Genomic DNA, 24049 nt, shown 5'->3' with positions numbered 1-24049 from the left:
TCCGCTAGGCTGATCTAACCATTAGACAAGTTTCAATTCTAATGCTCAATTAAATTGATTAGAGGGACTTCTTGCTCCAGTTCTGGCTCTTCTAGCGTGTAGACCATGGCCGTCTCATTTTTTTCATCAACCGTTTGGATGTAAATAGGAACTTCATTATAGGTCACATGCGCCATTTCTGGGGATGAGACGATTTCTAATGCTCTGGATTTGTTCACTTCATTGATCTCCTTAAGGTAAATGTACAGACCATTTTAGCATGTGCTCAAATCGTTTGAATTATTAGGCAACCTCTACCTTAATGAAGTGTGACTTTTATTTTGCCTATGATATATTAGTTATGACTAATACTATCGAGGTGACAATATTGAAATATAAATTTATGATTCTAATTACTGCTGTCTCACTAACACTTTCGGCTTGTGGATCTAGACAAGAAGTTTCTAACGAGGAACATTCCGAAAGCCAAGCGCATGTGCATAATGATAAGCAAGAGAAAACGGTATCCTCAGACGTTTTGCCGACTTTTCTTAGTTCACAGAGGGAAGAAATTCAAATGGTCTATCAAATAGCGGGTAAATCTACAGATATTATAAAATGGATACCCTGCTACTGTGGCTGTGGAGAAAGTTCGGGCCATACAAGTAATATGAACTGCTTTATTAAAGAGGTTAAATCAGATGGTTCTGTCGTTTGGGATGATCACGGAACCCGATGTGGTGTGTGTTTACAAATTGCAGTTGAGGCTGTCAAAATGAAACAGGAAGGCAAATCCCTTAAAGAAATTAGAACCATTATTGATAACACCTACAAGAAGGGCTATGCTAAACCAACCGATACCCCTTTGCCTGTATAACGGCGTTTACTTGCCTTCTTTCAGAAATTGTTCAATCCGGCTCTTAATGGATTCACGAACTTCACGGAATGTAGCTGTTATTTCTTTTTCCGTACCAGTTGCTTTGGCAGGATCGTCAAACCCCCAGTGCCATCTTTGAGCCTTATCATTACGGACAACAGGGCAGTGCTCGTCAGCATGGCCGCACAATGTAATAATATAATCAGCGCGGCCAAGAAGCTCGGTATCAATGACATCAGATGTATGGTTTGAGATGTTGATACCATCTTCATTCATCGTTGCTACTGCGCGTGGATTTAATCCGTGCGCTTCCAAGCCCGCACTCTTCACTTCGTATTTATCCCCGCCTAAGACTTTCAAATACCCATCAGCGATTTGGCTGCGGCAAGAGTTTCCTGTGCAAAGAAAATATACTAACGGTTTTTTGTTCTCCATGGTTTCATTTCTCCTTTTGTTTTTATGATTAACGCGGCGACCACCACAATGACTGCAATCGCAACAATTAACAACCAAATATTCACGCTAGTTGTATGAATAACGTGAAGCGATAAATATAGCCCTATAAGAGTTATCAAAAGCGTTGGGACGGTAAGAATAATACCTGTCTTAAAATAATTGCCCCACGTGATTTTTACACCTTTCGTAGATAAAACATGCAGCCATAAAAGGGTTGCGAGTGACCCAATCGGTGTTATTTTAGGTCCCAGATCACTTCCGACAACGTTGGCGTAAACCAATGCTTCTCGAATTATTCCGTCTGTATTCGTACCTTTAATAGCTAGCGCATCGATCATAACAGTGGGCATGTTATTCATGATGGAAGACAAAATAGCAGACAAGAAGCCCATTCCCACTGTTGCTACAAATAATCCTTGTCCTGCTAAGTCCTCAATCACATTTCCCAGGGCATCGGTGAGACCGACGTTTTTCAGACCATAAACGACGACATACATGCCGATAGAGAATATGACGACAGCCCAAGGAGCATCTTTAATTACTCGTTTTGTTTCGATCACTTTACTGGATCTAGCCATTAAAATGAAGATCAGTGCTACGATGCCTGCGATAATGGAAAAAGGAATTTTAATAAATCCGCTGCTTACATATGCGACGAGAAGGACAGCAAGGATAACCCATGACATTTTGAATAGCTTAAGATCTTTGATGGCATTTGAAGGTGGCTTTAATTGTTTCATATCGTAACTCGTAGGAATGTCCTTTTTGAAGAAAACGTACAGGACCACCAGACTTGCGGCTAATGAAAATAAGCTCGTGACAATCATGCGGCTTGCATAAGTGACAAAATCGATGCCGAAGAAGTCGGCAGACACGATGTTCACTAAGTTACTGACAATCAAAGGCAAGGAAGTCGTGTCTGCAATGAAACCACTTGCCATGATGAAGGGCAAAATCATTTTATTCGGCAGCTTCAACGCTCGAACCATCGCTAATACAATTGGCGTGAGAATTAATGCTGCACCATCATTTGCGAAAAATGCAGCAACTGCCGCACCTAATAAAATGACGTACACAAACATGAGCCGTCCGTTTCCTTTAGCAATCCTCGCCATATGCAAGGCAGCCCATTCAAAAAATCCGATATTGTCTAGGATTAAGGAAATGAGAATAATTGCGACAAAAGCGAGTGTGGCATTCCAAACGATGGAAGTAACCGTTAATACATCGTGGAAAGACACGACATGGAAGATAAGAGCCAGGACAGCGCCCGCAGAAGCGGACCATCCAATGTTAAGACTCTTAGGCTGCCAAATAACAAAAGTTAACGTGATAAGAAAAATAAGTACCGCAATGTAAATCATGGTTCCTCCTAGTCACAACAATTTAAATCTGCACAGGATATCGCATTCACTTTTTCTTTTTGGGATGGAAGGAACTGAAAAAACTCATGCAGATAGGGCTTATCCTCAATGTTTAGCGAATAAAAAACCCATTGGCCCTTTTTAGCCTCTTTAACTAAACCGCCGGCCTTCAGTTTTCGCATGTGCTGGCTCACATTGGGCTGACTGGTTTGCAAGAGTTCAACAAGCTCATACACACATAACTCACGTTCTTTGAGCAGAGAAAGAATCGTTAATCTCATTTTGTCCCCCAGCAGCTTACACGCATCAGATAATTGTTCAATATCGGGCAAAATTATACGCTCCTTTATATCGGCACATTCAAGCATTTTAATAGTTCAATCACTTTCTTCTGTATTTCGTTACGTGCATACCGAACTGCCTGGATGTCATTTGCAAGTGGATCTTCGATGTCCCAATCCACACTCGTTATGCCAAAGGGTACAATGGGACAACGTTCCGCAATTTGCTGGCAGAGCTTAACGATGACATTCGATGAGATGAAATACTTCATATCGAACGATTTTGGATACACAAGAAGTAAATGACGAACCGGTTTTTTCATCATTATCTCAGCTTCCAACTTCATATGTAAATGATTATATAATTATTCAGTTATATATAAAAGTTAAGGTTTTGTAAATTGTATACCGAGATAGTTAAATCAAAATAAATTGATTTAATTCTTGAATTTTCCAAATAATATGTGTTATGATCAATTCATCAAATAAATTTGATTTAAGGAGGCAGCTGCGATGTTGAACTCTTACAGTATGGAGAAACTCATGCAGTTTCAACAACATAAAATCGAAGCGCAAGCTCGTCATGCTTGGAAGTGGGACAATATCAAAGAAAGTAAGCCGGATAAGCTGCAATTTCCAATGATAGTTCCGCAGACCAATTTGGACTGCTGTCCAGCTTGTTGCTAAAGGAGGAATTACAACTGATTAAAGTGCTTCCTATTTCTTCGAGTGATGAGAGTCAAGTTGATTTTTTGAAATACGAACTCCAGTTTAAAGCTTTAGCAGATCAGAAACGCTTGCAAATCATGTATGAGCTTACTCAAGAAGGTAGTGTCTGCGTTTGTGATTTGGTTGACATAGTTAACATGCCTCAGTCCAAATTATCGTACCATCTGAAGATATTACTTGATGCTAATCTGATCACGAAAGAAACCAGAGGAACTTGGAGTTATTATGAATTAAACCATGCAGAGGTTAACCGATTGCTTTCACCAGAATTATGCTGTATTTTCCGAAAAAGCGAAAATCAATCAAGCGGATGTTGCTCATAGCCCACGTAGGTGGGTTTTTAAATCAAGTATTAATCAATATTTCTTGATATAGCAAGGGAGAGATGACTCATGAGTCAGGTTCAAAATGATGAGGTACGTCAACATGTTCGCAATCGCTATAAACAGATTGCTGTTGAGAGCAATCCTAATGCAAGTTGTTGCTCCTCCACTTCACCAACAACAAGCTGTTGTAACACTCCAGATGAGGTTTCCTCCAAATTAGGTTACTCCAATGAAGAACTGAATGTTGTTCCAAATGGTGCAAATCTCGGTTTGGGATGTGGAAATCCTCAAGCAATAGCGTCGCTAAAATCGGGAGAAGTTGTTCTAGATTTGGGGAGTGGCGCCGGTTTTGATGTTTTTTTAGCTTCTAGACAAGTTGGAGAAACGGGTAAAGTTTATGGAGTCGATATGACGCCGGAAATGGTTAGTCGTGCACGTCAAAATGCTCAAAGTCATGGATATGAAAATGTTGAGTTTCGTCTCGGTGAAATTGAGCATCTGCCGATCGTGAATGATTCCATTGATGTTATTATTTCAAACTGTGTTATTAATTTGTCACCGGATAAAGAGCAAGTATTCAGTGAAGCTTTCCGTGTTTTAAAACCAGGCGGTCGCTTGGCTATTTCTGATGTAGTAATGACTTCCGAACTTCCAGAAGAGTTAAAAAGTGATCTTCATTCACTTGCTAGCTGCGTATCAGGTGCCTCTACAATTGATGAAGTTATGGTGTACCTGCAAAGAAGCGGATTTCAAAACATTGTGGTTGAACCTAAAGATGAGTCTCGGGAATTTATTAAGGATTGGGTGCCGGGGGCTGACGTAGAAAACTATATTCAGTCGGCAATAATCAAAGCAATTAAGTAGGGGGAGTAAGGGGACTTAAGCTTAAAGGCATACTTGCTTATATTTTTAGGAATTAGCCTAATGGAGGTTTATGCGATTAGTTTGGCTCTCAACAGTTTTTGATAACAAACACATTATCTTTATGTGTTGTGCTGTTTGTTATCACTTTAATTTTACGGTATCGGTAACAACTTGGGAAGACAGCTAATCAAATGAGATCGGCTGTCTTTCCGGTTGTTGAGAGTTTATTTTACTCCCTATTGATTGGATTTTTAATTTTATCCATGTATAAATCGAAATATAATTTGCCGTCAGTCCCCTTTACGGCGTAGCATACTTCTCTTAGAGTCAATTTTCTTTTTTTTAATTCATTATTTATCCAAGATTCGGAGATCTGATTTTGTTCTAAATTTTCTTGAACCATTATACCATCCATGATCAGTTCAACTGGAAATGTCGTTTTCGTCTCTTTTTGTCCATTAAATCTGGGTAGATCCTTCATTAGAACCTGGCGAAATTCAGGTTTTTTTAATACGGATAATCTTCCATTTAACTCAAGAACCGCGAATTCAACTTCCTGAATATCAAAAATATCCTTCTCTCGTAATTCTTGATTCAAAGTATCCAATGTAAGATACATTTTTTTAAGATTATCTTCAAGAATTTTTCCATTTTCAATAACAATTGTGGGCCGGCCAGACAGCCATTTCCTTGACTTCCTGCTTTTTAATGAGATGAATGTGACGATAAATGCAATACCACTGAATAACAATAGGGAGGCTAAAAGATTCCAATGATTTAATTTTGTGTTAAATGCCAAATTTCCAGTAATTGCTCCTAATGTTATTGCAGCTACAAAATCATGAAAAGTCATTTGTGAGATTGTTTGTTTTCCCAATATCCTAGCAACGATCATAAGAATAATAAATGCCGCAATCGTTCTTATTATAACTTGAATGAATTCCTCCATATACCTCCTCCTATAAGAATAAATTCCCCAATTTTCCCATGAATTATTTCATTTATTTATATTGTTTTTTTTGTCGTCATTCACTCAGATTCTTTCTGCTCCAGCACAAATTTCAAATGGTTATGGCTACGGGGTAAAAATAGTTGAAACACCGAATGGTGTGACGCGCTGTAACCCTTCACTGTACGACGGGCAAATTAGTTAAGTTAAAGTAACTAAGTAACAATAATATCACTACTTTTTGGAACATGGGATATGGTGTATTCTAAAATCGATTATAAATGAAGGAGGCTATCCTATGCAGTATAATAACTTGTCAAAAACAAGTCTTAAAGTTTCCAAGATAAGTCTGGGAACCATGATGTTCGGAGGGCAAACAACCGAAGCTGATAGTCTTAAAATCATGGATTACTCATTTGAGCATGGCATTAATTTTTTTGATACTGCAAACTCGTATAATCAGGGTGAAAGCGAAAAGATCGTCGGCAAAGGTCTCAAAGGGAGGCGTGATGAGATTATTCTTGCGACAAAGGTACGCGGTTCTATGGGGAAAAACCCTAATAACGCTGGATTAAGTCGCCGAAATATTCTATCTGCTGTTGATGCTAGTTTATTGAGATTGGATACTGATTATATCGACATCTACTATATGCATGCGCCTGACAACGAAACAAGCATCGAAGAATCACTTGAAACGATGTCATCTTTGGTAAAAGCGGGGAAAATTCGATATATTGGTGTCAGCAACTATGCCGCTTGGCAAGTCGCTGATATGTTGTCTATCTGCGACAAACGCAATTATATCGCTCCCATAATCACTCAGAATGTCTATAACCCTATCACCCGCGGCATAGAAACAGAACTCGTTCCTTTTTTAAAAGCGCATGACATGGGCATGGTCATCTATAACCCTATTGCCGGGGGGTTACTGGCCGGTAAACATAAGCCGGGTCAACCTGCGGAAAATACTCGATTTGCCAATAATGAAACCTACTTTAACAGGTACTGGTCAGATGAGAATTTTGCCGCAGTAGACAAGCTTACTCAAATTGCTGCGGAATGTGGATTGAGTATCCTGGAACTTGCGATGAAGTGGTGCGCCGCGCAAGAATCCGTGACGAGTATCATTTCTGGAGTAAGCCGATTAGCCCAAATCGAGCAAAATATTAAGTCGATTGAGGGGCAACCGCTGGATGCCGAGACTCTGTTGAAATGCGAAGACGTATGGCGTTCATTAGCAGGAACACGTTTCGGATACAACCGGTAAGTAACCAGAATTTAAATAGTACTGAAAGAATAAGGCGGGATCGGATGATCTTGCCTTATTTCTATTCTCGTAGGGCCGATCGCCTCTGACTATCGCTTCAAGTAATATCTAGTGTTGATAAATATGATCTTTTGATATGATATTCGACGATTCAGCTGCCATTTGCTCACCTAACGGGCAGGGCGGTTGCCCTTCTTTATTATGGAGTCTGATAAGCTCGCTGGATTTGTTTTAGTTAGGAAAATCACAGAAGGTGAATCGCCTAAAGTTTCAGTTGCTGAGTTTTTCATACTAAGAAAGTACCGAGGACAAGGAATTGGTAAAAAAGTAGCGCATAAACTTTTTGAGATGTTTAAAGGCAATTGGAGCGTTTCTTGGTTGGAAAAAAATTTGCCTGCAAAGACATTTTGGACAAAGGTTATCATGGAATATTCTAACGGGGAACTATAGTTGAACATTCAACAAGAACAAGGCTGCCGACAATGTACGGCAGCCTTTCGTTCACCTAACTGGCAGATTAATTGAACAACTCAAGTGTTTACAAATCCAACTGAATATTGGTACAATTCTTGAAAACCTTGGGGGTACATAAATATGAAAAGAATTGGTTGCTATCATGCACATTATTCAAATATTGAACACGTTGAAAAAGCTCTGAGTATTTTTGACGTAGAATTAATTCATTTTGTAGATCCAGGTCTTGACCGTTTAAAAATGGATGCTGATTTCACAAAAGAAATTGTTGAAAAGAAAGTTATTGAAACACTTGATTGGATAACAAAATGCCATGTAGATGCTATTTTAATTACATGTACCTTTTTTACGGCAATATTTAATGAAGAAGTTCATCATTATCCAATCCCTATAATAAAAATTGATGAGCCTTTGTTCGAAGATATCTGTAAAATGAATCTGCCCATAATAGTGGCATTTACGAACCCTAACACTGTTAATGGAACAATGAATCAATTATTATCCTACTCCAAAATGAAGGGTAAAGAGATTGAAGTTGAGCCTTTCCTATTGGAGAATACATTTGAATTAATTATGCAAGGGAAAAAAAGTGAATACATACAATCTGTATCAATGGGATTGATAAATATTATTGAAGAAAACCCAATGAAGAATGTAGTGGCAGCTCAGCTTTCTATGGTACCAGCAGCACAACTTATCGAAAAACAGAGAACTATTACCATTGGGAATCATCTCGATTCCTTATCCAGCTACATGAAGAAAATTTTAGCCCTCGAACCAAAAAACTAAAACGATATCGTTGAGCTCGGTACTGTACCGGGCTCATGCCTTTTAGTTTTGATTTGATACGTTTCTGTTTTCTTTGCACAGTTTGAATCACGAATTGCAATTCAGATAAACCTCGGCCTGCCAATCAGATTTTAACATTCCCATATAGTATGTATCATAATATTGGCCATTACAAAATGCATGCTCTCTCAATTTTCCCTCGACGACAAAACCAATTTTTTTGTACAGCGCAATCGCATGTTCATTTAACCCTCTTGTAGTTAAATAGATTTTATGTAACCGGAGTTGGTTAAAGCCTATTTTAATCATCGCTTTCATCGCTTCTTTTCCGTACCCTTGTCCGCGAGCCTCTGGGGCTAGAAGGATTCCGATACCGGCTCTGCCGTGTTCATGTTCGATATCCTTGAGGAAAACCCAGCCAATAAGTTTATTTTCTTCGTTCTCAATTGCTAGCAGAAGATCTCCGTTTTGTCTTTTCCTCATAACTTGCTGTTCAATTTGTTCGTAGGCTTGTGGAACTCTGCCAACCAACAGGATGGAAACCGGATCATTGGACCATTGATGAAGCTCTTTAATATCTTCTGTTTCGAAAGGACGCAGGCTGACTCTTTGACCAGTCATTCTCAATTCCTCCTTAGTGTGAACTTCCTATAACGTAGGCAAGCATATTTTACCATAAATTCATTACGGGAACGTTAGTACAATACGAACAGCGCGGCAACCCACATGTATATCACCGAATGATTCGATTGGGGAAATATGGATTGAAAAGTTGTCAGTACTTATAAATGAATTATTATTACAAGACTACTTTAGCTAATTAGAAGTCCTTCAGATAAAGGTGTATCCACGCTGCGCGCTTAGCGGCTTCTCGGACTGCCCGAGGCATTTCGTGGATATTATCCCAACCTCGTAACTGATCAGTTAGCAGGAAAGGGAGACTAATGCCTCGAATTCATTAAAAAAAAGGTGTGGACATTAAGATCGACGATGATTCCGCAGGTTGCAGGGGGGATTTTCGATTATGCAAGAGCCCGATAAAATTTATAACACTGCGGTAGAAGCCACTCTTGAAGTGATCGGAGGCAAGTGGAAGCCGGTTATTCTATTCCATCTAACGTTTGGAAAAAGGCGTAATGGCGAACTGAAGCGCCTGATGCCTGCCATAACGCAGAAGGTGCTGACTCAGCAGCTAGGAGAATTAGTAGATGATGGAATCGTGTTCCGTATTTCTTATAACCAAGTGCCGCCAAAGGTCGAGTATGAGTTAACGGACTACGGCTGGAGCCTGAAAGAAATCCTTCATCTTATGTGCAGATGGGGAGATACGCATATCGAAAAGGTATACGGCGATAGAGGAACTGTCTTATTTGAACCGCCGCAAACGGACGAATAGGATAAATAAAAAAACGGTCCCTATTAATAAGGAACCGGTATCCTCAATTTATGGAATGATCTTGCGTTGACGGAATTGTTCAAAGATGTCCATAAACATCTTTTCCGTATCGACGAATTCGTGGAAGCCGTAACGGCGAGATTTTGAGCTGTCCGAGAAAAAGTCGTAATCCCAAGAGAACACGAAGTCCCCGAACCGCCAGGAAGAAACGTCCTCATAGGTATTCCTCATTAAATCATATTTCTCCACCATGGAGTTCCATAGAGCTTCCTTGTCAGCCATGACTACCTCTAAAGCCATCGGTAACGGAGGGGCGGTCTCGATTTCGAAAAATTCCGCGATTTTCGGCCAAAGCTCATTCCATCTAAACAAGTCGCCGTTCGTAATGTTAAATGCCTGATTCGCGCAACGTTCATCGGTTGCCGCCCAGACTGTTGCGCGAGCCAGTAAGTTTGCATCGGTCATTTCTAGCAGGCTGTTATACGCACCAGGCTTCCCTGGAAAACGAAGCGGCAGACCCAGTTCCTTTGACATGGAAGCATAGATCGCAATAACCATCGCGAGGTTCATCGGATTTCCCAATGCAAACCCACTAACGACTGACGGACGAAGGGCCGACCAGGTCCACTCAGTTCCCGGCTGACGTTTTTCAAGGAATTGCTGTTGGTCGATATTGAATTCGGGAGGCATATGGTTGGCATCCGTCTCCCGCGCCGGTGTTTTAAATGGACCGAGATGTGCGCCGTACACTTTATAGCCTTGCATTAGACTGATATGCGCAAGGTTTGGGGCAATCGGTTCGATCACATTGACCACATTTACAAGCATGGCTAAATTAGGCGGAACCAGTTCGGCCCATGTAGGGCGATCTTGATAAGCAGCATAGAAGATATGTGTGACCGAGGTTAGATTGCCCAGCTTCGCCAAGGTATCCTCTTCATTTAGAAGGTCTGCCGCCACATATCGTAACCGATCGCTGTTCACACCGCCACGTCTCGAAACACCAATGATATTCCATTCAGGGAGTGTTATCAGGTAATCGATCAGATTCCGTCCGATCACTCCGTTCGCTCCAACGACAAGAGCGGTTTTACTTGCTTTCATTTCATCTGGTTTCATAAGGCATTCCTCCTTCTCTTATAGCGTTTATTATGAGTGGGAGGAGAACCGAAGAAAAGTACGCACTTTCAATTCACATAGTTACTTGAAAGTAATAATTAGGAAATAAAACAGGGATTTATTATCGGGACAGGTATAAAAGAACTGTTCCATTGTCCAACTGGCAATAGCTTGGACAATTTTAAAAGGTGCTTTGCCGATTTCGGGAAGCTAATAGAGAACATTAATAGAGGAGCCTGCTTTGCGGCTGCTCTTTTTTCATATGAAGTAATTTACTGCAGCAAAAATTCTAAAACTCCACACTGGGAAATTTAAGGAAAATTTAATAAATACCCCACTTTTTTATTAAACAGTTTATCTTATATTTAATGAGCTTACTTAACGTATCCAGAAATAGGTGGTTCATTATTGAGAATTTTCTCGGAGGAACGCAATTAGGTTTCATGTTGAAAAGAATAATTAAAGGGCTGGATGTCATTATTTTGTTGCTGTTGTTCATCTTAATGATCATTAGTATATTCTGCATCTATAGCGCAACACAGACTCAACCAGACTATTCCCAATCCTATATTAAAATGATGTATTATTACGGGTTTGGGTTTATTGTCTTATTTATAATGTTGTTTTTTAACTACAAACTCTTATTGCGCTTTTCGCCGATGTACTATTTCATTGGGGTGGGACTGCTGGTTTTATTGTTTTTTAAAGGGGATACGATCAACAATGCTCAGGGGTGGTTCATTCTTCCTGGTGGGATTGGCTTTCAACCAGCAGAGTTTTGTAAGCTCATTTTAATCTTGTTTTTATCGTATTTTCTATCTAAAAGAAAAGTCGAGACGCTTAGCGTGTTCAAGGAAATACTTCCAATGGGTATTATTACATTAGTTCCTTTTCTCTTAGTTCTCATGCAACCAGACCTCGGTAACTCCATTGCGTATTTGGTTATTTTTATTGTGGTTTGTTGGTTTGGGCACATGAACTACAAGCATGCTTGGATAGGTCTAGTCATTATGATAATCGTAAGCGGAAGCTCCATCTGGAGCTATATCCAATACCATGCGGAAATAAAAGAATTCATGGCCTCCAAACATAAAGAGTACTGGTTGGATAGGATAGATGCCGTCCTTTTACCAGAACTAGCTTCTGAAAAAGCAACCTATCACATGAAAAAATCGGTTACAGCAATCGGATCAGGCTCCCTAGAGGGAGATGGCTATCTTCATGGGACTTCAGTCCAGAGTGGTCAGGTTCCATATACCTATGCAGATTCCATATTCGTTGTAATAGGCGAAGAATTTGGATTTATAGGAGCATCGGTGCTACTCTTCCTTTATTTTGTTCTCATTTATCGAATGATTACTATCGCACTAAGCATTCGCAGCCAAACAGGCATTTACATCATTGGTGGGATTTCCGCTATGTTTTTGTTTCAAGTTTTCGAAAACATTGGGATGCTGATTGGTATTATGCCGATTACGGGAATTACCCTTCCTTTTATCAGCTATGGAGGCACTTCGCTGTTGATTAACATGGTGTCGATAGGCTTTGTTCTAAGTATAAAAATCTATGATGACATAGATATTGATGATATTGACGTTTCCTATGATCGCAAGCCATATTCCATGGTCCAAACCGGCATCTGATCGCCTGGATTCATCACATTGTACACATTGCCAGACCAGGGTGTGCCGCAGATGTGCAGATAGGCGTAAGGTGTGCCATCGAACATCACCCAGGCGCCTGCATCTCTGACAGTATTGGGCAATCCGGCATTCTTGGCGTCAAAAGGCCAAATGATCATCCAGTGCGGACCAATCGGGATTGGCGGGCTTGTTGTATCAAACGGATCAGTGTTGCTATGCTGCGTGGCACCGCACAGCATATAGATGAGGCCAGGAGCCATATTCGTGGGTTGCGTCTTCTTGGCCTTGAGATCCATGATCCATTGCAGTCCCATTGGATCGGCGCACATCGGGGGATTGCCGATCTGGTTCTCATCCCCGGGAAAGCATATCCAATGGTTGGTGCCTTGGCGCAAGATGATTAGTTTTCCATCCTCACGCATTTCCGCAACGGTTGCATCTTTGGTGATGTGCCGTGGGCCAGAGAGCATTGCCCTCGCTATCTTAATGGCGAGGGCTTGTTCCTGTTTCGATGTAGGGACCGATTGTCCAGGCGGCATCATGGCAATTGCGCTGTTGCTGTAGGATCCAGACGCTCCTTCTTTAAGTGGAGCATGAGGGGTGGAACTAATTTTTACTTCCTTCGCTGCTTTCGTTTGGGACCCCGCTACGGATGACTTTTTCCTTCTTTTTGCCATTTCTTTCTCCTCCCATTTAGAAACATAAACCGTGAAACGACCTATCAGCATTCTATGCTGTCATTTCTTAAGAAATGTAGGGTATGAAAATCCAACTTAGTTTTCGTGCGACTCGCTCACTCTGTCCGTTTTTGGACGCCGATGTATTGGAATTTTTCAAGGACCTACTACTTAATATCTTGTAAGAAATTCTTGAAATTGCAGAAATTTATCCGTTGGAGGGGTGCTATTATACAAATATAAATAAAGACGAGGTGATGATATGCAAGCGAAAATGACAGCGGACGCCATTCCCCTCCCCAGAAAGCGGAATTCATGGATAAGAACGATACAGAAGTACAAAGTGTTGTATGCTCTCTTATTCCCGGCATTAGTTTACTTTGCCGTATTCAAATATATTCCCATGGCGGGAATCATAATTGCCTTTAAAAACTATAATCTAGCCTTGGGACTATGGGACAGTCCATGGGTGGGATTGAAGAATTTCAAGGATTTTATCAATGGCGTTTATTTCTGGGACATCATGAGAAATACGATTATCATATCGCTGTATAAGCTATTATTCGGTTTCTCCGCTCCCATCGTACTTGCCCTGCTTCTCAATGAAGTGTATACCCAATGGTTTAAAAAAATCGTACAAACGATCACGTACTTGCCCCATTTTCTATCATGGGTCATTGTTTATGGACTGATGGTGGCCTTATTAGCCCCAGGAGATGGCCTTTTTAATATGATTTTGAAGGAAAATGGGGTTGGACCCATCTCTTTTCTAACGGAACCTGCCTGGGGCAGAGTGTTGATCATCTTATCTGAAATATGGAAGGATATTGGCTGGGGAGCAATATTGTATCTCGCCGCATTAGCAGGAATTGATCCAAGCTTATATGAAGCAGCTCGAATGGATGGCGCTTCCAAGTGGAGACAGCTATGGCATGTCACGTTACCCGGCATTCGAGGCGTTATTATTCTGATGCTGATCCTTAAATTAAGCCATATTCTGGATGCTGGTTTTGATCAAATTTTCATGTTTGCTAACAGCTTTAACCAAGAAAAAATCGACATTATCGACACATGGGTATACCGTGAAGGGTTAGAGCGCCTGAAGATTGGCTTGGCTACTGCTGTGGGATTGTTTAAAGCGATCATCGGATTTGCTTTAGTTTTGGCTGCGAACAAGCTGGCAAAGAAATTCGATGGGCAAATTTGGTGAGGTGGTTTTTACAATGATCAACATGACAGTCGGGGAAAAAGTATGGCAAGCAGCCGTTTATATGATTCTTATTGCACTATCCCTACTCTGCTTACTCCCCTTTTTATACGTGGTTGCTGTTTCAGTGACGCCAGAATCGGAAGTGTTAAGAAGAGGAATTGTGATTATACCTGAATCCTTTACTTTTCTAGCCTACAAAGAGGTATTCATTTCTCACGGCATAGGGCAGGCGTATAAAATCACATTGTTTAGAACGATTGTAGGTACGGCTCTAAATGTGTTTTTTACGATCATAGCGGCTTATCCGTTATCCAAAAAATATTTGCCAGGACGCAGCACGTTTTTAATATTCATTGTGTTTACCATGATGTTTGGTGGAGGGTTAATTCCGACGTATTTGTTAATCCGCTCTCTGGGATTGCTAAACAGTCCATGGGTATTAATTATTCCACATCTTATTAGTGCATTTAATCTGGTGATCATTAAAGGCTTTTTCGAGCAATTGCCTGCTGAAATCGAGGAATCGGCAAGGGTTGACGGCGCAAGTGAACTTCAGTCGTTATGGAGAATCATTTTACCCTTGTCCTTGCCCGTTCTTGCCACGATCTCCCTATTTTATGCCGTAGGGCATTGGAACAGTTATTTCGATGCGATTGTTTACTTGAATGATTCGAACTTAATGCCGCTGCAAGTTGTCTTGCGTAACATTTTGCTTAACATCGCAACACAAAGTTCTGAATCGATGGCTAATGCCGGAACGGTTAGCAAGTTCGCTGTGCAAATGGCTGCTGTTGTTGTGACGACGGTTCCGATCTTGATCGTTTATCCATTTATGCAAAAGCATTTTACGAAGGGTGTACTCTTAGGATCGATTAAAGGTTAAAAAGCAATTCCTACCTAGGTTGTTAAGGAAACAGCGTGATATTATATATACAAGTAAAAGGAGAGGTCAATATGCAACTTAAAAAGGTTTCATTTACGGTTCTGGCTGCAATCGTAGGGCTGGGAGCGCTATTGTCAGCATGTACGGACAAAGAAGGAATTAAGCCAGGAGCTTCGAGCAGCTCTCAATCCGAGTCTAACAAGTTCGCGACCAAAATGAAAATTACGATGTTTAACCAAGGTACTTTCAATGCTGCCGCACCGATACCTCCACGTGAGGAAGATATTCAACGTCAAATGTTGGAGAAGGCGGTGAACATCGATTTGGATATGATGGTTCCTCAAGCCGGGCAAGCGACAACCAAACTGAATACGCTCATTGCGGGCGGGGATATTCCCGATTTGCTTTTCTTGAAGAGTCGAGCTGATCTCGCGCAATATTATGATCAAGGTGTTCTTGCGGATTTGACGCCATACTTGGATCAATTTCCTGAATTGCAGAAGCGTTTCGGTAAAGACTCCTGGGATGCGACGTCATATCTAGGAAAAACTATTGGCGTTCCGGGTTATGATAATGTAAACGGTATCAGTCGAAGCTTCTTTATCCGCAACGATTGGCTGAAAAAGCTGAATATGAAAGTGCCGACAACCCCAGACGAGCTATTCGAAGTCATGAAAGCCTTTACGGAGAAAGATCCGGATGGAAACGGCAAAAACGATACGTACGGATTCATAGGCGGTATGAATAAAGAAGGCAATCTGCAAACCTACGGCTTCGATAGCTTGATGTGGATGTTTGGCGTTAATCCGCCTTCCGCCATTGAAGTGAAAGACAATAAACCCGTATTCCTTTTTATCGATCCCAAAATGAAAGAAGCGCTCGCTTACATCAATAAAATGATGACAGCGAAAGTTGTCGACCCCGACTGGGTGACGATGACTACACCAGATTTGTTAGACCAAAAGTTATATAAAGGTAAAGTTGGCTTCATGATCAGAGATGCCCGCAGATTGGAACCTGATTATCAGCAGAAGATGAAAGAAATCGGCGGAGAGATACCGGAATGGATCGTCATTCCTCCAATGAAAGGGCCCTACGGTGATCAAATCGTGGAGAGAAAATCGTTCCAAGGCAATTCATGGGCTATTTCCAAGAAAGCGGACAAGGACAAAATCATTCGGATCTTGTCTATGCTGGAATATCTCTTTACGGACAAAGAAGCCTATCCGAATTTTGCCTACGGAATTAAAGGGATTCATTGGGATATCGTAGACGGCAAGATCAAAAATAAAACCTCTGAATTATCCAAAGAAATGAAAGAAAAGTACCTATGGGTCGATCATTATAGAATGCCGCGCCGAGGCGATGATGCCGAGTACTTCAGCTTCCAGAATCCGAAGACGACAGAGGCGTTCACGAACAATCAGCAATATGTAGGTCTTACTTTACCCGGAAATTTATTGACTGCCGACCCTAGCGATACCTTGGCAGCTGACCGCACACGTTTCATTAATGAAAGCTTAGTGAAATTTATGTCGGGCAAAGACCCTCTAACCAACTGGGATAATTTCCTCAAAACATTGGATACCAAGTTTGATATGCAAAAATATAAGGATACAGCAGTTAAGCAATTTAAAGAAGCAGGCTTAATCAAGTAAATAAACAAAGAGAGTGGCGATAAACAGCCCCTCTCTTTGTCGTCCTATGCTATGCTTAGTTTAATCTGGATTTAAAAGGAAGATGGCCGATGCGACGTAGAATCAGCTTGCCTTTAAAACTATTTTTAATTGTGTTTGCATTTGTATTAAGCTGCATCATCTTGATAAGTCAATTGTCCTATCGCTATGTTCAAAAGGAAATAAGAACCAACGATATTTATTACACGAACCAAATATTGGACAAAGTTGACCAGTATTTGACGGTTAATTTTTCTTCGTTCCAGACAATCTTGTTCTCGGTTGAAACATCAGTGAAAGCAAACATTGACAATACGGAAGTGATTAAAAAGCAATTAAGAGAGTTATATGAACTAAACAGTAATTATGTGAGTAACATTTACTTGATCAAAAGTGATTTATCCATTCTAGGTGGAAGTATGGCTACGCGGATTTTTGATGAACCTTTATCGGACAGAGAACCTTTGTTTGATGCGGCCGACAAGAACCGAAGAACTACATTTGTCAGTGATCCTTATAAATCTAAGTATTCCGGCTGGACCGTTACGATGGTTCGATATCTGAACGGCTCTCCTTCTCCTCTGGCCATTGCGGTCGATTTGGATCTAAATGCCATTGAAGAAACCTTGTTCAAGATTAATAAAAAAGAACAAATGAATCTCGCTCTGATCACCTCATCGGGCAAAATTATTGCTGGATTTTCGGAAAATAGAGGTCCCCTGAGTATTCAAGATCATACGTTTTCAATTGGGGAAACGTCGGCGGAACAAATTCTCGATACGTCGGGAACAAGCCTTCAACTGCATACAAAAGAGGGCTTACCAGTCTCTATTCTGAAGAAACCGACGGAGAAATTCAATTGGTCCATCATTTCGATTAACGATGAATCTCGTCTGGAAGCTGCGCTGTCCAGATTGGAGGCCTATTACATCGTGCTTCTAGTTGCAGGTTTTCTCTTAAGTTTGTTCATTTCTTTTTTTATTGCCAAATATATCAGGAATCCGCTCTATACGCTCAAAACAAAAATGAAGCGGGTAGAGCAAGGCGATCTGACAACGAGAGTTACCATCAAGCGAAACGATGAATTCGGTGACCTTTCCCGTGCTTTCGACCGAATGCTGCAGCAAATTGTGGAACTGATTCGGCGAGGAGAGCTTCATAATGAACTTGAGCGAAAGCTGGAAATCCAAGTGCTGCAATCTCAAATAAACCCTCATTTTCTTTATAATACGCTTGGAGCTATCAGCAATGTCATACACCTCGGACAAATAGAAAAAGTAGATGTGGTGATCGGGTCTCTCATTTCAATATTGGAATACGGGATCGCCGATGCTTCGGAGAAGGTTTCATTACGTCAGGAGTTGCAAAATGTATCGGACTATATCGCGATTCAGAACATCCGTTATAACAGGCATTTTCAGTTAATTGAGCATATTGAAGATGGGTTAATGGACTTTCCGGTTTTTCGAATGCTGCTGCAGCCTATTGTAGAGAATAGTATCTTCCATGGCTATAACGGTGGAGGAATCGAAGGTTCGATTACGATTCATGCTTACAGGAAAGGCAACATCGTCATGATAGAGGTCATTGATCAAGGCGAGGGAATTCCAGCAGATAAAACCAAGCATATTTTAACGGCAGAACCGAGTGATCTGGAAGTAAAAAGGAAAAGAATCGGGTTAAACAATATTCATGGTCGAATAAGACTTCACTATGGGGAGCAGTTCGGGCTCCAAATCATAAGCATCCCGAAGGAAACAACCTGTGTCCGTGCCGTATTCCCGGTAGATTTATTTAAAGGAGATGTATGTGGGTGAGAGACTACACTTGCTTCATCGTTGACGATGAAGATCTAATCATTCAACGATTGGAACTTTTTTTTAGAGAGCTCTCTCCTAAGGAACGCCGATTCCAGTTAGTGGGAAAAGCGATGAATGGGCAGCAGGGGATAGAGGAAATCTTGAAGTTAAAACCGGATATTGTAATAACCGATATCGTGATGCCGCGAATGGATGGGATATCCATGATTGAGCAATTAAAGCCGGAGCTGCCTCATACCCAATACATTCTTTTGACCGCCTATTCATCTTTCGAGTACGCACAGCGAGCTATTCATGCCAATGTATTGGATTACATTGTCAAGGTTCCGTTAAATGAAGCAATTTTGCATCGAGCTTTGAATAAGGCAGCTGGAATTTTGGATGAGGTGAAGAGAAAAGAAGAAGAATTTCAATCTTTAAACATTTCCGTTCTTGAAAATAAATATAGAGTCCGCAAACAGTTTTTTAACGAACTGGTCAGAGGCGAAATACCTTCTCATCGGGCATCGGATTTCGCCAATCGTATGCAGTTTCATTTCTTTCAAGCCAACTATTGCTGCTTTATTGTTGAAATGAATCAGTATGAAAGTTTTCGAAATGAATATTCTGCGGTTGACCAAAACATCTTGAAATATGCAATTACGAATGTCATCGAAGAAACGCTGATGAATTGCGGCACTGGTGTAGCTACGGATCTATCCGATAATCGGTTTATTGGTTTTCTTTCCTGGGAAAATAATCGTAGTGAGATGGATACGGAATATGCTTGCCAGCTATTAGGAGGGCAGATCGTTTCCCATTTGCATCAGTATTTGAATCAAAAGGTATCTGTAGCTTTTGGCAGTCCGCATCGAGGTTGGGAGACCATTAAACAAGCCTACACGGAAGCTCAAAATGTAAGTGAGGATTTCTATTATCATGCAGATAAAGTAGTCAAAACGCCTACACATCGGTTCCATTATCGTAATGATAGTAGAGATGACTTTCAGCAGAAACTGGCTGATTTTCTTGCATGGGTGCACAGACAGGTTGCCAAGGAGGAGCTGGAGAAAGAATTTGCTGATTTAAACCAATGTGCTACGGATCATAAAATCCATAAGTCCATCATGGCTCCTATGCTTCGAGACTTCTACAGAGACATTATTGCGAAATTTAGATCAGGGAGCACGCAGAACAAGGATGTAGCGGAGTTTCCCATGGAATTTATGGCATTTCGGGAGCAACTAGCCTATATTAGCGACTTTACATACGAATATGTACACGCTGGTCAACTCTTGCACCGGGCAGAAATTATGGGAGCCATGCGATTTATTGAGAAAAACCTGAAACAGCGTTTAACGTTAGAGGCTATTGCCGAGGAAGTGAATTTAGCTCCGTCGTATTTTAGCAGTCTTTTCAAAAAAACAATGAACGAAGGCGTTATTAGTTACATCAACCGCAAAAAAATACAATTGGCTCTCGAGTTGTTACATGTTCAGGATTATTCATTAATGGAATTGTGCGAGGAAGTAGGCATTGTCAATGAAGGGTATTTTTGCAAACTGTTTAAAGAATATACGGGTGATACACCTAAGCAATATCGGATAAAAATAACACGGTATGAATCCAAATGAGTTTGCAAAAAAATGTATGAATTTTTCGCGAAATCATGTAAAAAAACAGGGTTTAAAAGAACTACCATGATAGATGTATCTTATCATGGAGGTTATCAAAATGGAGCTAATTAAAGCGGATGTAACCGTCGTTGGCGGAGGAATTGCTGGGCTGTGCGCCGCCATTGCTGCCGCTCGTCAAGGGCTGCAAGTTGCACTTATCAATGATCGACCGGTTCTTGGGGGAAATGCCAGCAGCGAGGTTAGGGTTCATATCAACGGGTCGGCCTATCTCGGCAAAAGTCCATCCTATTATGCGCGTGAGGGCGGGTTAGTGGAAGAGCTCAAGTTGAAAATTTTCCACTATAATCCGCTATATAACAAAAAGCTTATGCTTTCGCTTTCGGATACGGTCTTGTTGGATATGGTCTATGATGAACCTAACATTTCTCTATTTCTGAATACATGCGTGCATGAAACGGGAATGGTGAACGGCAGAATTAAGTGGGTTGAAGGCTTGCAACTGGCTTCTGAAAGGAAATTCCGTTTTGAAAGCCGAACCTACATCAATTGCTCTGGAGACGGGGTTGTCGGATATCAAGCAGGTGCTCTCTTTCGATGGGGAAGAGAAGCGAAGCATGAATACAAGGAGGACTTGGCTCCTGAAGTGGCGGATCACTACACCATGGGAGACACGATCCTTTTCCAAGCACGCGATGTAGAGTATCACGTTCCGTACAAGAGGCCTGGCTTTGCGTATGATATTACGAAGTTGCCCTTTTTTGATAGTATCAGAAAAGGCTTGAACCATCGGGCTTTTCCTAGAAAAATCAACGGACTCGGCGGATTATGGTGGCTGGAATACGGCGGGCACATGGATGTTATTACAAACAATGAAGACATTGCATTAGAGCTGCGGAAATTGGTTTACGGAATTTGGGATTATATCAAAAATAGCGGTGAATTTGATGATGTAGACAATCTCATCTTGGATTATGTATGCCCGATTCCGGGAAAACGGGAATCCAGGCGATTTATTGGGAAATACATGTTATCTCAAAACGATCTTACAGCGAAGCCGCATTTCGAAGATGCTGTATCCGTTGGGGGCTGGTATATGGATTTACATGCTGCCAAGGGCATCTACGATGAGGGACCGGCTACAGCGTGGAATTTCGTGCCTGGCTTGTACAATATTCCGTTCCGGAGTTTATTTTCGCAAAATATACCTAACCTCATGTTCGCTGGCCGCAATATAAGTGCTACCCATGTTGCTTTCGGATCGACAAGGGTAATGGCAACCTGCGGTTGCATGGGGCAGGCAGTTGGAACCGCGGCTGTGTTATGCTTGAAATATGAGGTAGACCCCGCAGACATCGTCCGAGCTCATATGGGAGAGCTGCAGGGGCTGCTGCTTCGAGACGGACAAACGATAGTAGGGCTTAAAGAGGAGTTAGATCCTTATTTCGCTGATGGATTACATATTCGTTCCTCGTCTCAGCGCAGCTATGACAATGTTCATCCAACCGAAGCGATTCCCTTGGACCAAGGATTATGTTTGGTCTTGCCGATTCAGACATCCGAGGCGGAAAGCGTACGGGTCAAAATTAAAAACAGTTCCGAACATTCGCTAACGCTGCATGTGAAGTTGTTTGGTGGAGAACGGAAGGAAAACTATATTCCGACTAGCCCGTTGAAAGACTACAGCTTGGCTATTGCAGCTGGTCATGACGATTGGATTACGTTGAACTTGGGCTGTGCGAAGCCGGCGGACGACAAAATCTACATTGTACTTGAAGGAACAGAGAGGCTTGCCGTATACGGTAATGAAGAGAAACTTACTGGAGCGGTCAGCTTTCATTATAGGCCGGAAGAGCCGTCTAGGCTGAAGAAATTCAACAAGAACATTTGCTTTAAGGACCTGCTGCCATACCAAAATATGTATAATCCCGAGAATGTCGTCAATGGCTACTCCAGACCTTATGGTCTGCCGAACGGCTGGATTTCCAAATGTACGGAGGAGCAGGAGTGGTTGGAATTCAGTTTTGCAAGTACTAAAAATCTGGAGGAAATCCATCTTGTTTTCAATTCACAGCTGGACTTAGAGCATTTTGACGACCCGATTGAGTCCCTTATCCAAGACTATGATGTGACCTTAACCTTAGAAGACGGAACCGAGAGGAAAATCAGTATCCGTGGAAATTATCTCACGTTGAATAAACATAAAGTGGATGCGAATTGTGTCTCCCGAATCCGATTCGATTTCCGTGCTACATACGGTACGCCTTATTATGAAGTGTTTGCTGTTAAATTGTATGCTCCTAAAAATGATCAGTGAGGCCAGGTGAAGTCGCGATGCAGGAATTATTCCCTCGAAAAGGGTTGCCTAATGTCATTCAGAAGTTGGCAAATGGAGAAGCGGTAACAATCGTCTATTTTGGCGGCAGTAATACGCGTTCTGAAGGATATAGAGTCATGACGGCGGATTGGCTTCGGGGACAATATCCCAAAGCAGATATCCGCTCTGTGAATGCAGGCATTGACGGAACTGGATCGGATTTGGCCTGCGCCCGTTTGGAGACGGATGTGCTTCGTCATCAACCTGATCTCGTATTTGTGGAGTTTGTCGGTAACGATGGCGGAGTACCCGAGTCCAAGGCGCGAATTGAAGGAATTGTCCGTCAAATTCGCAAGCGGAGCCGATTTATAGATATCCTGTTTGTTTATACGTTGAAGGAGCGAGATGTAGCAGGATTTCAGTCTGGGGAGTACCAAAAGGGAGCTCTTATGCAAGAAGAAGTGGCCGATTATTACGGTATTCCTTCGATTCATCTGGGTGTAGCGGTCAGTCAATTGGTGTCGGAGGGAAAGTTAATGTTCACTTCAAGGTCAGGAGAGTCAGGAGATTCCATTCCCGGGGTCATTGTTTTTACGCATGACGCGATCCATCCGATCATTCCCGAGGGGCACCGGATTTACACAGATACGATTACTCGGTCATTTGAGCGGATTCGTGCACTCGGGGTTCTTTCGGGCAGTGTTGAACATAACCTGCCTCAGAACCCTCTGGTCCCAGCCAATCCATGGGAGTACGCCGCAATGCTGTCGCTGGATGGCCATGCCCATTTATCGGCAGGATGGTCCTTCGTGACTCCTGATGATTTTGCGCTGGCTCGCAAGTACGATTGGTTATTTCCCGGACTTTGGCGAGCAGTCGATCCTGGAGAGGCTATCACGGTGCAGTTCCAAGGCACACACATTGGACTGTTCGATATCGGAGGACCTGATTCCGGCAGGTTGAAGGTGACGGTAGATAGAGGGGAACCCTTCCTTGTCGACAGATTTACACCGTATAACGACCATAATCGGAATCAGTATGTTTTCTTGCCGGAGCTTCCGAATGGGAACCATACGGTTCGCTTTGAAATCGATAATGAGAAGACAGACAAAGCGGCTGTGTTTGAAGCATCTGGCAATGAACGAAGTAGAGAGCATGTTCAGCAACATCTGGATTGGTACAACCAAACGGTGATCCAGCTTGGGAAATTGTTGGTGGTGCAGCCGCCGGTATAACCTCGAAAGACCTACATGGCATCTGACGGCTGTTGAGCAGCCTAATGCTATGTAGTTTTTTTTACTTAAAATCTTATAAGAAATTCTTGAAATCAAAGAAATTTC

Annotated in this window: 26 protein-coding genes; 16 read left to right on the top strand and 10 right to left on the bottom strand. The window is 41.7% G+C overall.

Annotation, left to right across the window (positions count from 1 at the left end; translation table 11 throughout):
• Positions 1-38 precede the first annotated feature (38 nt).
• Positions 39-218: an H-type small acid-soluble spore protein gene (locus tag PCH02S_RS20595; RefSeq protein WP_127455833.1), complete on the bottom strand. Its 180-nt coding sequence runs from the start codon at positions 216-218 to the stop codon at positions 39-41.
• Positions 219-367: 149 nt separating this feature from the next.
• Between PCH02S_RS20595 and PCH02S_RS20590 the strand changes: the two genes are divergently transcribed.
• Entirely contained in the window at positions 368-856 is a 489-nt protein-coding gene (locus PCH02S_RS20590) for a PCYCGC motif-containing (lipo)protein (protein WP_127455832.1), read from the top strand.
• A 6-nt stretch (positions 857-862) separates the two neighbouring features.
• On the opposite strand, the gene arsC is transcribed toward PCH02S_RS20590, so the two are convergent.
• The 4 genes from arsC to PCH02S_RS20570 are packed head-to-tail and all read right to left on the bottom strand — an operon-like array spanning position 863 to position 3283.
• On the bottom strand, positions 863-1291 hold the full coding sequence (gene arsC / locus PCH02S_RS20585) for an arsenate reductase (thioredoxin) (RefSeq protein WP_127455831.1): 429 nt from the start codon (positions 1289-1291) through the stop codon (positions 863-865).
• Positions 1270-2676 (bottom strand): arsenic transporter, encoded by a 1407-nt coding sequence (locus tag PCH02S_RS20580; RefSeq protein WP_127455830.1) that lies wholly within the window; start codon positions 2674-2676, stop codon positions 1270-1272. Before PCH02S_RS20580 ends, arsC begins: the two co-directional genes overlap by 22 nt.
• An 8-nt stretch (positions 2677-2684) precedes the next feature.
• Complete coding sequence (locus tag PCH02S_RS20575) at positions 2685-3008, bottom strand: ArsR/SmtB family transcription factor (protein ID WP_127455829.1); 324 nt, start codon at positions 3006-3008, stop codon at positions 2685-2687.
• Between the two features lie 14 nt (positions 3009-3022).
• Positions 3023-3283, bottom strand: coding sequence for a low molecular weight phosphatase family protein (locus tag PCH02S_RS20570; protein ID WP_127455828.1), 261 nt, complete (start codon positions 3281-3283; stop codon positions 3023-3025).
• A gap of 187 nt (positions 3284-3470) precedes the next feature.
• On the opposite strand from PCH02S_RS20570, the gene PCH02S_RS35790 reads away from it, so the two are divergent.
• The 3 genes from PCH02S_RS35790 to PCH02S_RS20560 all read left to right on the top strand — a co-directional run bounded on the left by PCH02S_RS35790 (position 3471) and on the right by PCH02S_RS20560 (position 4876).
• On the top strand, positions 3471-3644 hold the full coding sequence (locus PCH02S_RS35790; RefSeq protein WP_164819647.1) for a hypothetical protein: 174 nt from the start codon (positions 3471-3473) through the stop codon (positions 3642-3644).
• Between the two features lie 32 nt (positions 3645-3676).
• Complete coding sequence (locus tag PCH02S_RS20565; RefSeq protein WP_246069190.1) at positions 3677-4009, top strand: ArsR/SmtB family transcription factor; 333 nt, start codon at positions 3677-3679, stop codon at positions 4007-4009.
• Between the two features lie 69 nt (positions 4010-4078).
• On the top strand, positions 4079-4876 hold the full coding sequence (locus tag PCH02S_RS20560; protein WP_127455827.1) for an arsenite methyltransferase: 798 nt from the start codon (positions 4079-4081) through the stop codon (positions 4874-4876).
• Between the two features lie 229 nt (positions 4877-5105).
• Here PCH02S_RS20560 and PCH02S_RS20555 read toward each other — a convergent pair whose 3' ends face one another.
• Positions 5106-5825, bottom strand: a complete 720-nt coding sequence (locus PCH02S_RS20555; RefSeq protein ID WP_127455826.1) for a DUF421 domain-containing protein — start codon at positions 5823-5825, stop codon at positions 5106-5108.
• A 298-nt stretch (positions 5826-6123) separates the two neighbouring features.
• Here PCH02S_RS20555 and PCH02S_RS20550 point away from each other — a divergent pair, with 298 nt between their 5' ends.
• The 3 genes from PCH02S_RS20550 to PCH02S_RS20540 all read left to right on the top strand — a co-directional run bounded on the left by PCH02S_RS20550 (position 6124) and on the right by PCH02S_RS20540 (position 8355).
• Entirely contained in the window at positions 6124-7092 is a 969-nt protein-coding gene (locus tag PCH02S_RS20550) for an aldo/keto reductase (protein WP_127455825.1), read from the top strand.
• A gap of 201 nt (positions 7093-7293) precedes the next feature.
• A complete protein-coding gene (locus PCH02S_RS20545; RefSeq protein WP_127455824.1) occupies positions 7294-7542 on the top strand; it encodes a GNAT family N-acetyltransferase in 249 nt (82 codons plus the stop codon).
• A 144-nt stretch (positions 7543-7686) separates the two neighbouring features.
• Positions 7687-8355 carry a hypothetical protein gene (locus PCH02S_RS20540; RefSeq protein WP_127455823.1) on the top strand — a complete coding sequence of 223 codons (669 nt, stop codon included), beginning with the start codon at positions 7687-7689 and terminating at the stop codon, positions 8353-8355.
• Here PCH02S_RS20540 and PCH02S_RS37020 read toward each other — a convergent pair.
• Both PCH02S_RS37020 and PCH02S_RS20535 read right to left on the bottom strand, forming a co-directional pair.
• The gene (locus tag PCH02S_RS37020; protein WP_407670111.1) at positions 8282-8434 is read right to left on the bottom strand and encodes an IS3 family transposase; all 153 of its coding nucleotides are present in this window, start codon (positions 8432-8434) and stop codon (positions 8282-8284) included. The two genes, PCH02S_RS20540 and PCH02S_RS37020, sit on opposite strands and share 74 nt — an antisense overlap.
• A gap of 8 nt (positions 8435-8442) precedes the next feature.
• Complete coding sequence (locus PCH02S_RS20535; protein WP_127455822.1) at positions 8443-8976, bottom strand: GNAT family N-acetyltransferase; 534 nt, start codon at positions 8974-8976, stop codon at positions 8443-8445.
• A 403-nt stretch (positions 8977-9379) separates the two neighbouring features.
• Here PCH02S_RS20535 and PCH02S_RS20530 point away from each other — a divergent pair, with 403 nt between their 5' ends.
• A complete protein-coding gene (locus PCH02S_RS20530) occupies positions 9380-9751 on the top strand; it encodes a winged helix-turn-helix transcriptional regulator (protein ID WP_127455821.1) in 372 nt (123 codons plus the stop codon).
• A gap of 48 nt (positions 9752-9799) precedes the next feature.
• Here PCH02S_RS20530 and PCH02S_RS20525 read toward each other — a convergent pair whose 3' ends face one another.
• Positions 9800-10870 carry an SDR family oxidoreductase gene (locus PCH02S_RS20525; RefSeq protein ID WP_127455820.1) on the bottom strand — a complete coding sequence of 357 codons (1071 nt, stop codon included), beginning with the start codon at positions 10868-10870 and terminating at the stop codon, positions 9800-9802.
• Between the two features lie 482 nt (positions 10871-11352).
• Between PCH02S_RS20525 and PCH02S_RS20520 the strand changes: the two genes are divergently transcribed.
• Complete coding sequence (locus PCH02S_RS20520) at positions 11353-12513, top strand: FtsW/RodA/SpoVE family cell cycle protein (RefSeq protein WP_164819646.1); 1161 nt, start codon at positions 11353-11355, stop codon at positions 12511-12513.
• Here PCH02S_RS20520 and PCH02S_RS20515 read toward each other — a convergent pair.
• Entirely contained in the window at positions 12471-13190 is a 720-nt protein-coding gene (locus tag PCH02S_RS20515; protein ID WP_127455818.1) for a hypothetical protein, read from the bottom strand. The genes PCH02S_RS20520 and PCH02S_RS20515 overlap by 43 nt on opposite strands.
• Before the next feature lie 262 nt (positions 13191-13452).
• Here PCH02S_RS20515 and PCH02S_RS20510 point away from each other — a divergent pair, with 262 nt between their 5' ends.
• The 7 genes from PCH02S_RS20510 (at position 13453) to PCH02S_RS20480 (ending at position 23944) form a co-directional block, all read left to right on the top strand.
• Positions 13453-14400, top strand: a complete 948-nt coding sequence (locus PCH02S_RS20510; protein ID WP_127455817.1) for an ABC transporter permease — start codon at positions 13453-13455, stop codon at positions 14398-14400.
• 13 nt (positions 14401-14413) lie between these two features.
• A complete protein-coding gene (locus PCH02S_RS20505; RefSeq protein WP_127455816.1) occupies positions 14414-15283 on the top strand; it encodes a carbohydrate ABC transporter permease in 870 nt (289 codons plus the stop codon).
• A 71-nt stretch (positions 15284-15354) separates the two neighbouring features.
• Positions 15355-16941, top strand: coding sequence for an extracellular solute-binding protein (locus PCH02S_RS20500; RefSeq protein ID WP_127455815.1), 1587 nt, complete (start codon positions 15355-15357; stop codon positions 16939-16941).
• A gap of 89 nt (positions 16942-17030) precedes the next feature.
• Positions 17031-18776 (top strand): sensor histidine kinase, encoded by a 1746-nt coding sequence (locus PCH02S_RS20495; protein ID WP_127455814.1) that lies wholly within the window; start codon positions 17031-17033, stop codon positions 18774-18776.
• Complete coding sequence (locus PCH02S_RS20490; RefSeq protein ID WP_246069185.1) at positions 18773-20392, top strand: response regulator; 1620 nt, start codon at positions 18773-18775, stop codon at positions 20390-20392. Before PCH02S_RS20495 ends, PCH02S_RS20490 begins: the two co-directional genes overlap by 4 nt.
• A gap of 100 nt (positions 20393-20492) precedes the next feature.
• A complete protein-coding gene (locus PCH02S_RS20485) occupies positions 20493-22709 on the top strand; it encodes an FAD-dependent oxidoreductase (RefSeq protein ID WP_127455812.1) in 2217 nt (738 codons plus the stop codon).
• A gap of 17 nt (positions 22710-22726) precedes the next feature.
• The gene (locus tag PCH02S_RS20480; protein WP_127455811.1) at positions 22727-23944 is read left to right on the top strand and encodes a GDSL-type esterase/lipase family protein; all 1218 of its coding nucleotides are present in this window, start codon (positions 22727-22729) and stop codon (positions 23942-23944) included.
• Positions 23945-24049: the final 105 nt, after the last annotated feature.

Source organism: Paenibacillus chondroitinus NBRC 15376 (assembly GCF_004000765.1).
Taxonomy (GTDB): Bacteria; Bacillota; Bacilli; order Paenibacillales; family NBRC-103111; genus Paenibacillus_E; species Paenibacillus_E chondroitinus.
This window is presented reverse-complemented; position numbering and strand designations above follow the sequence as displayed.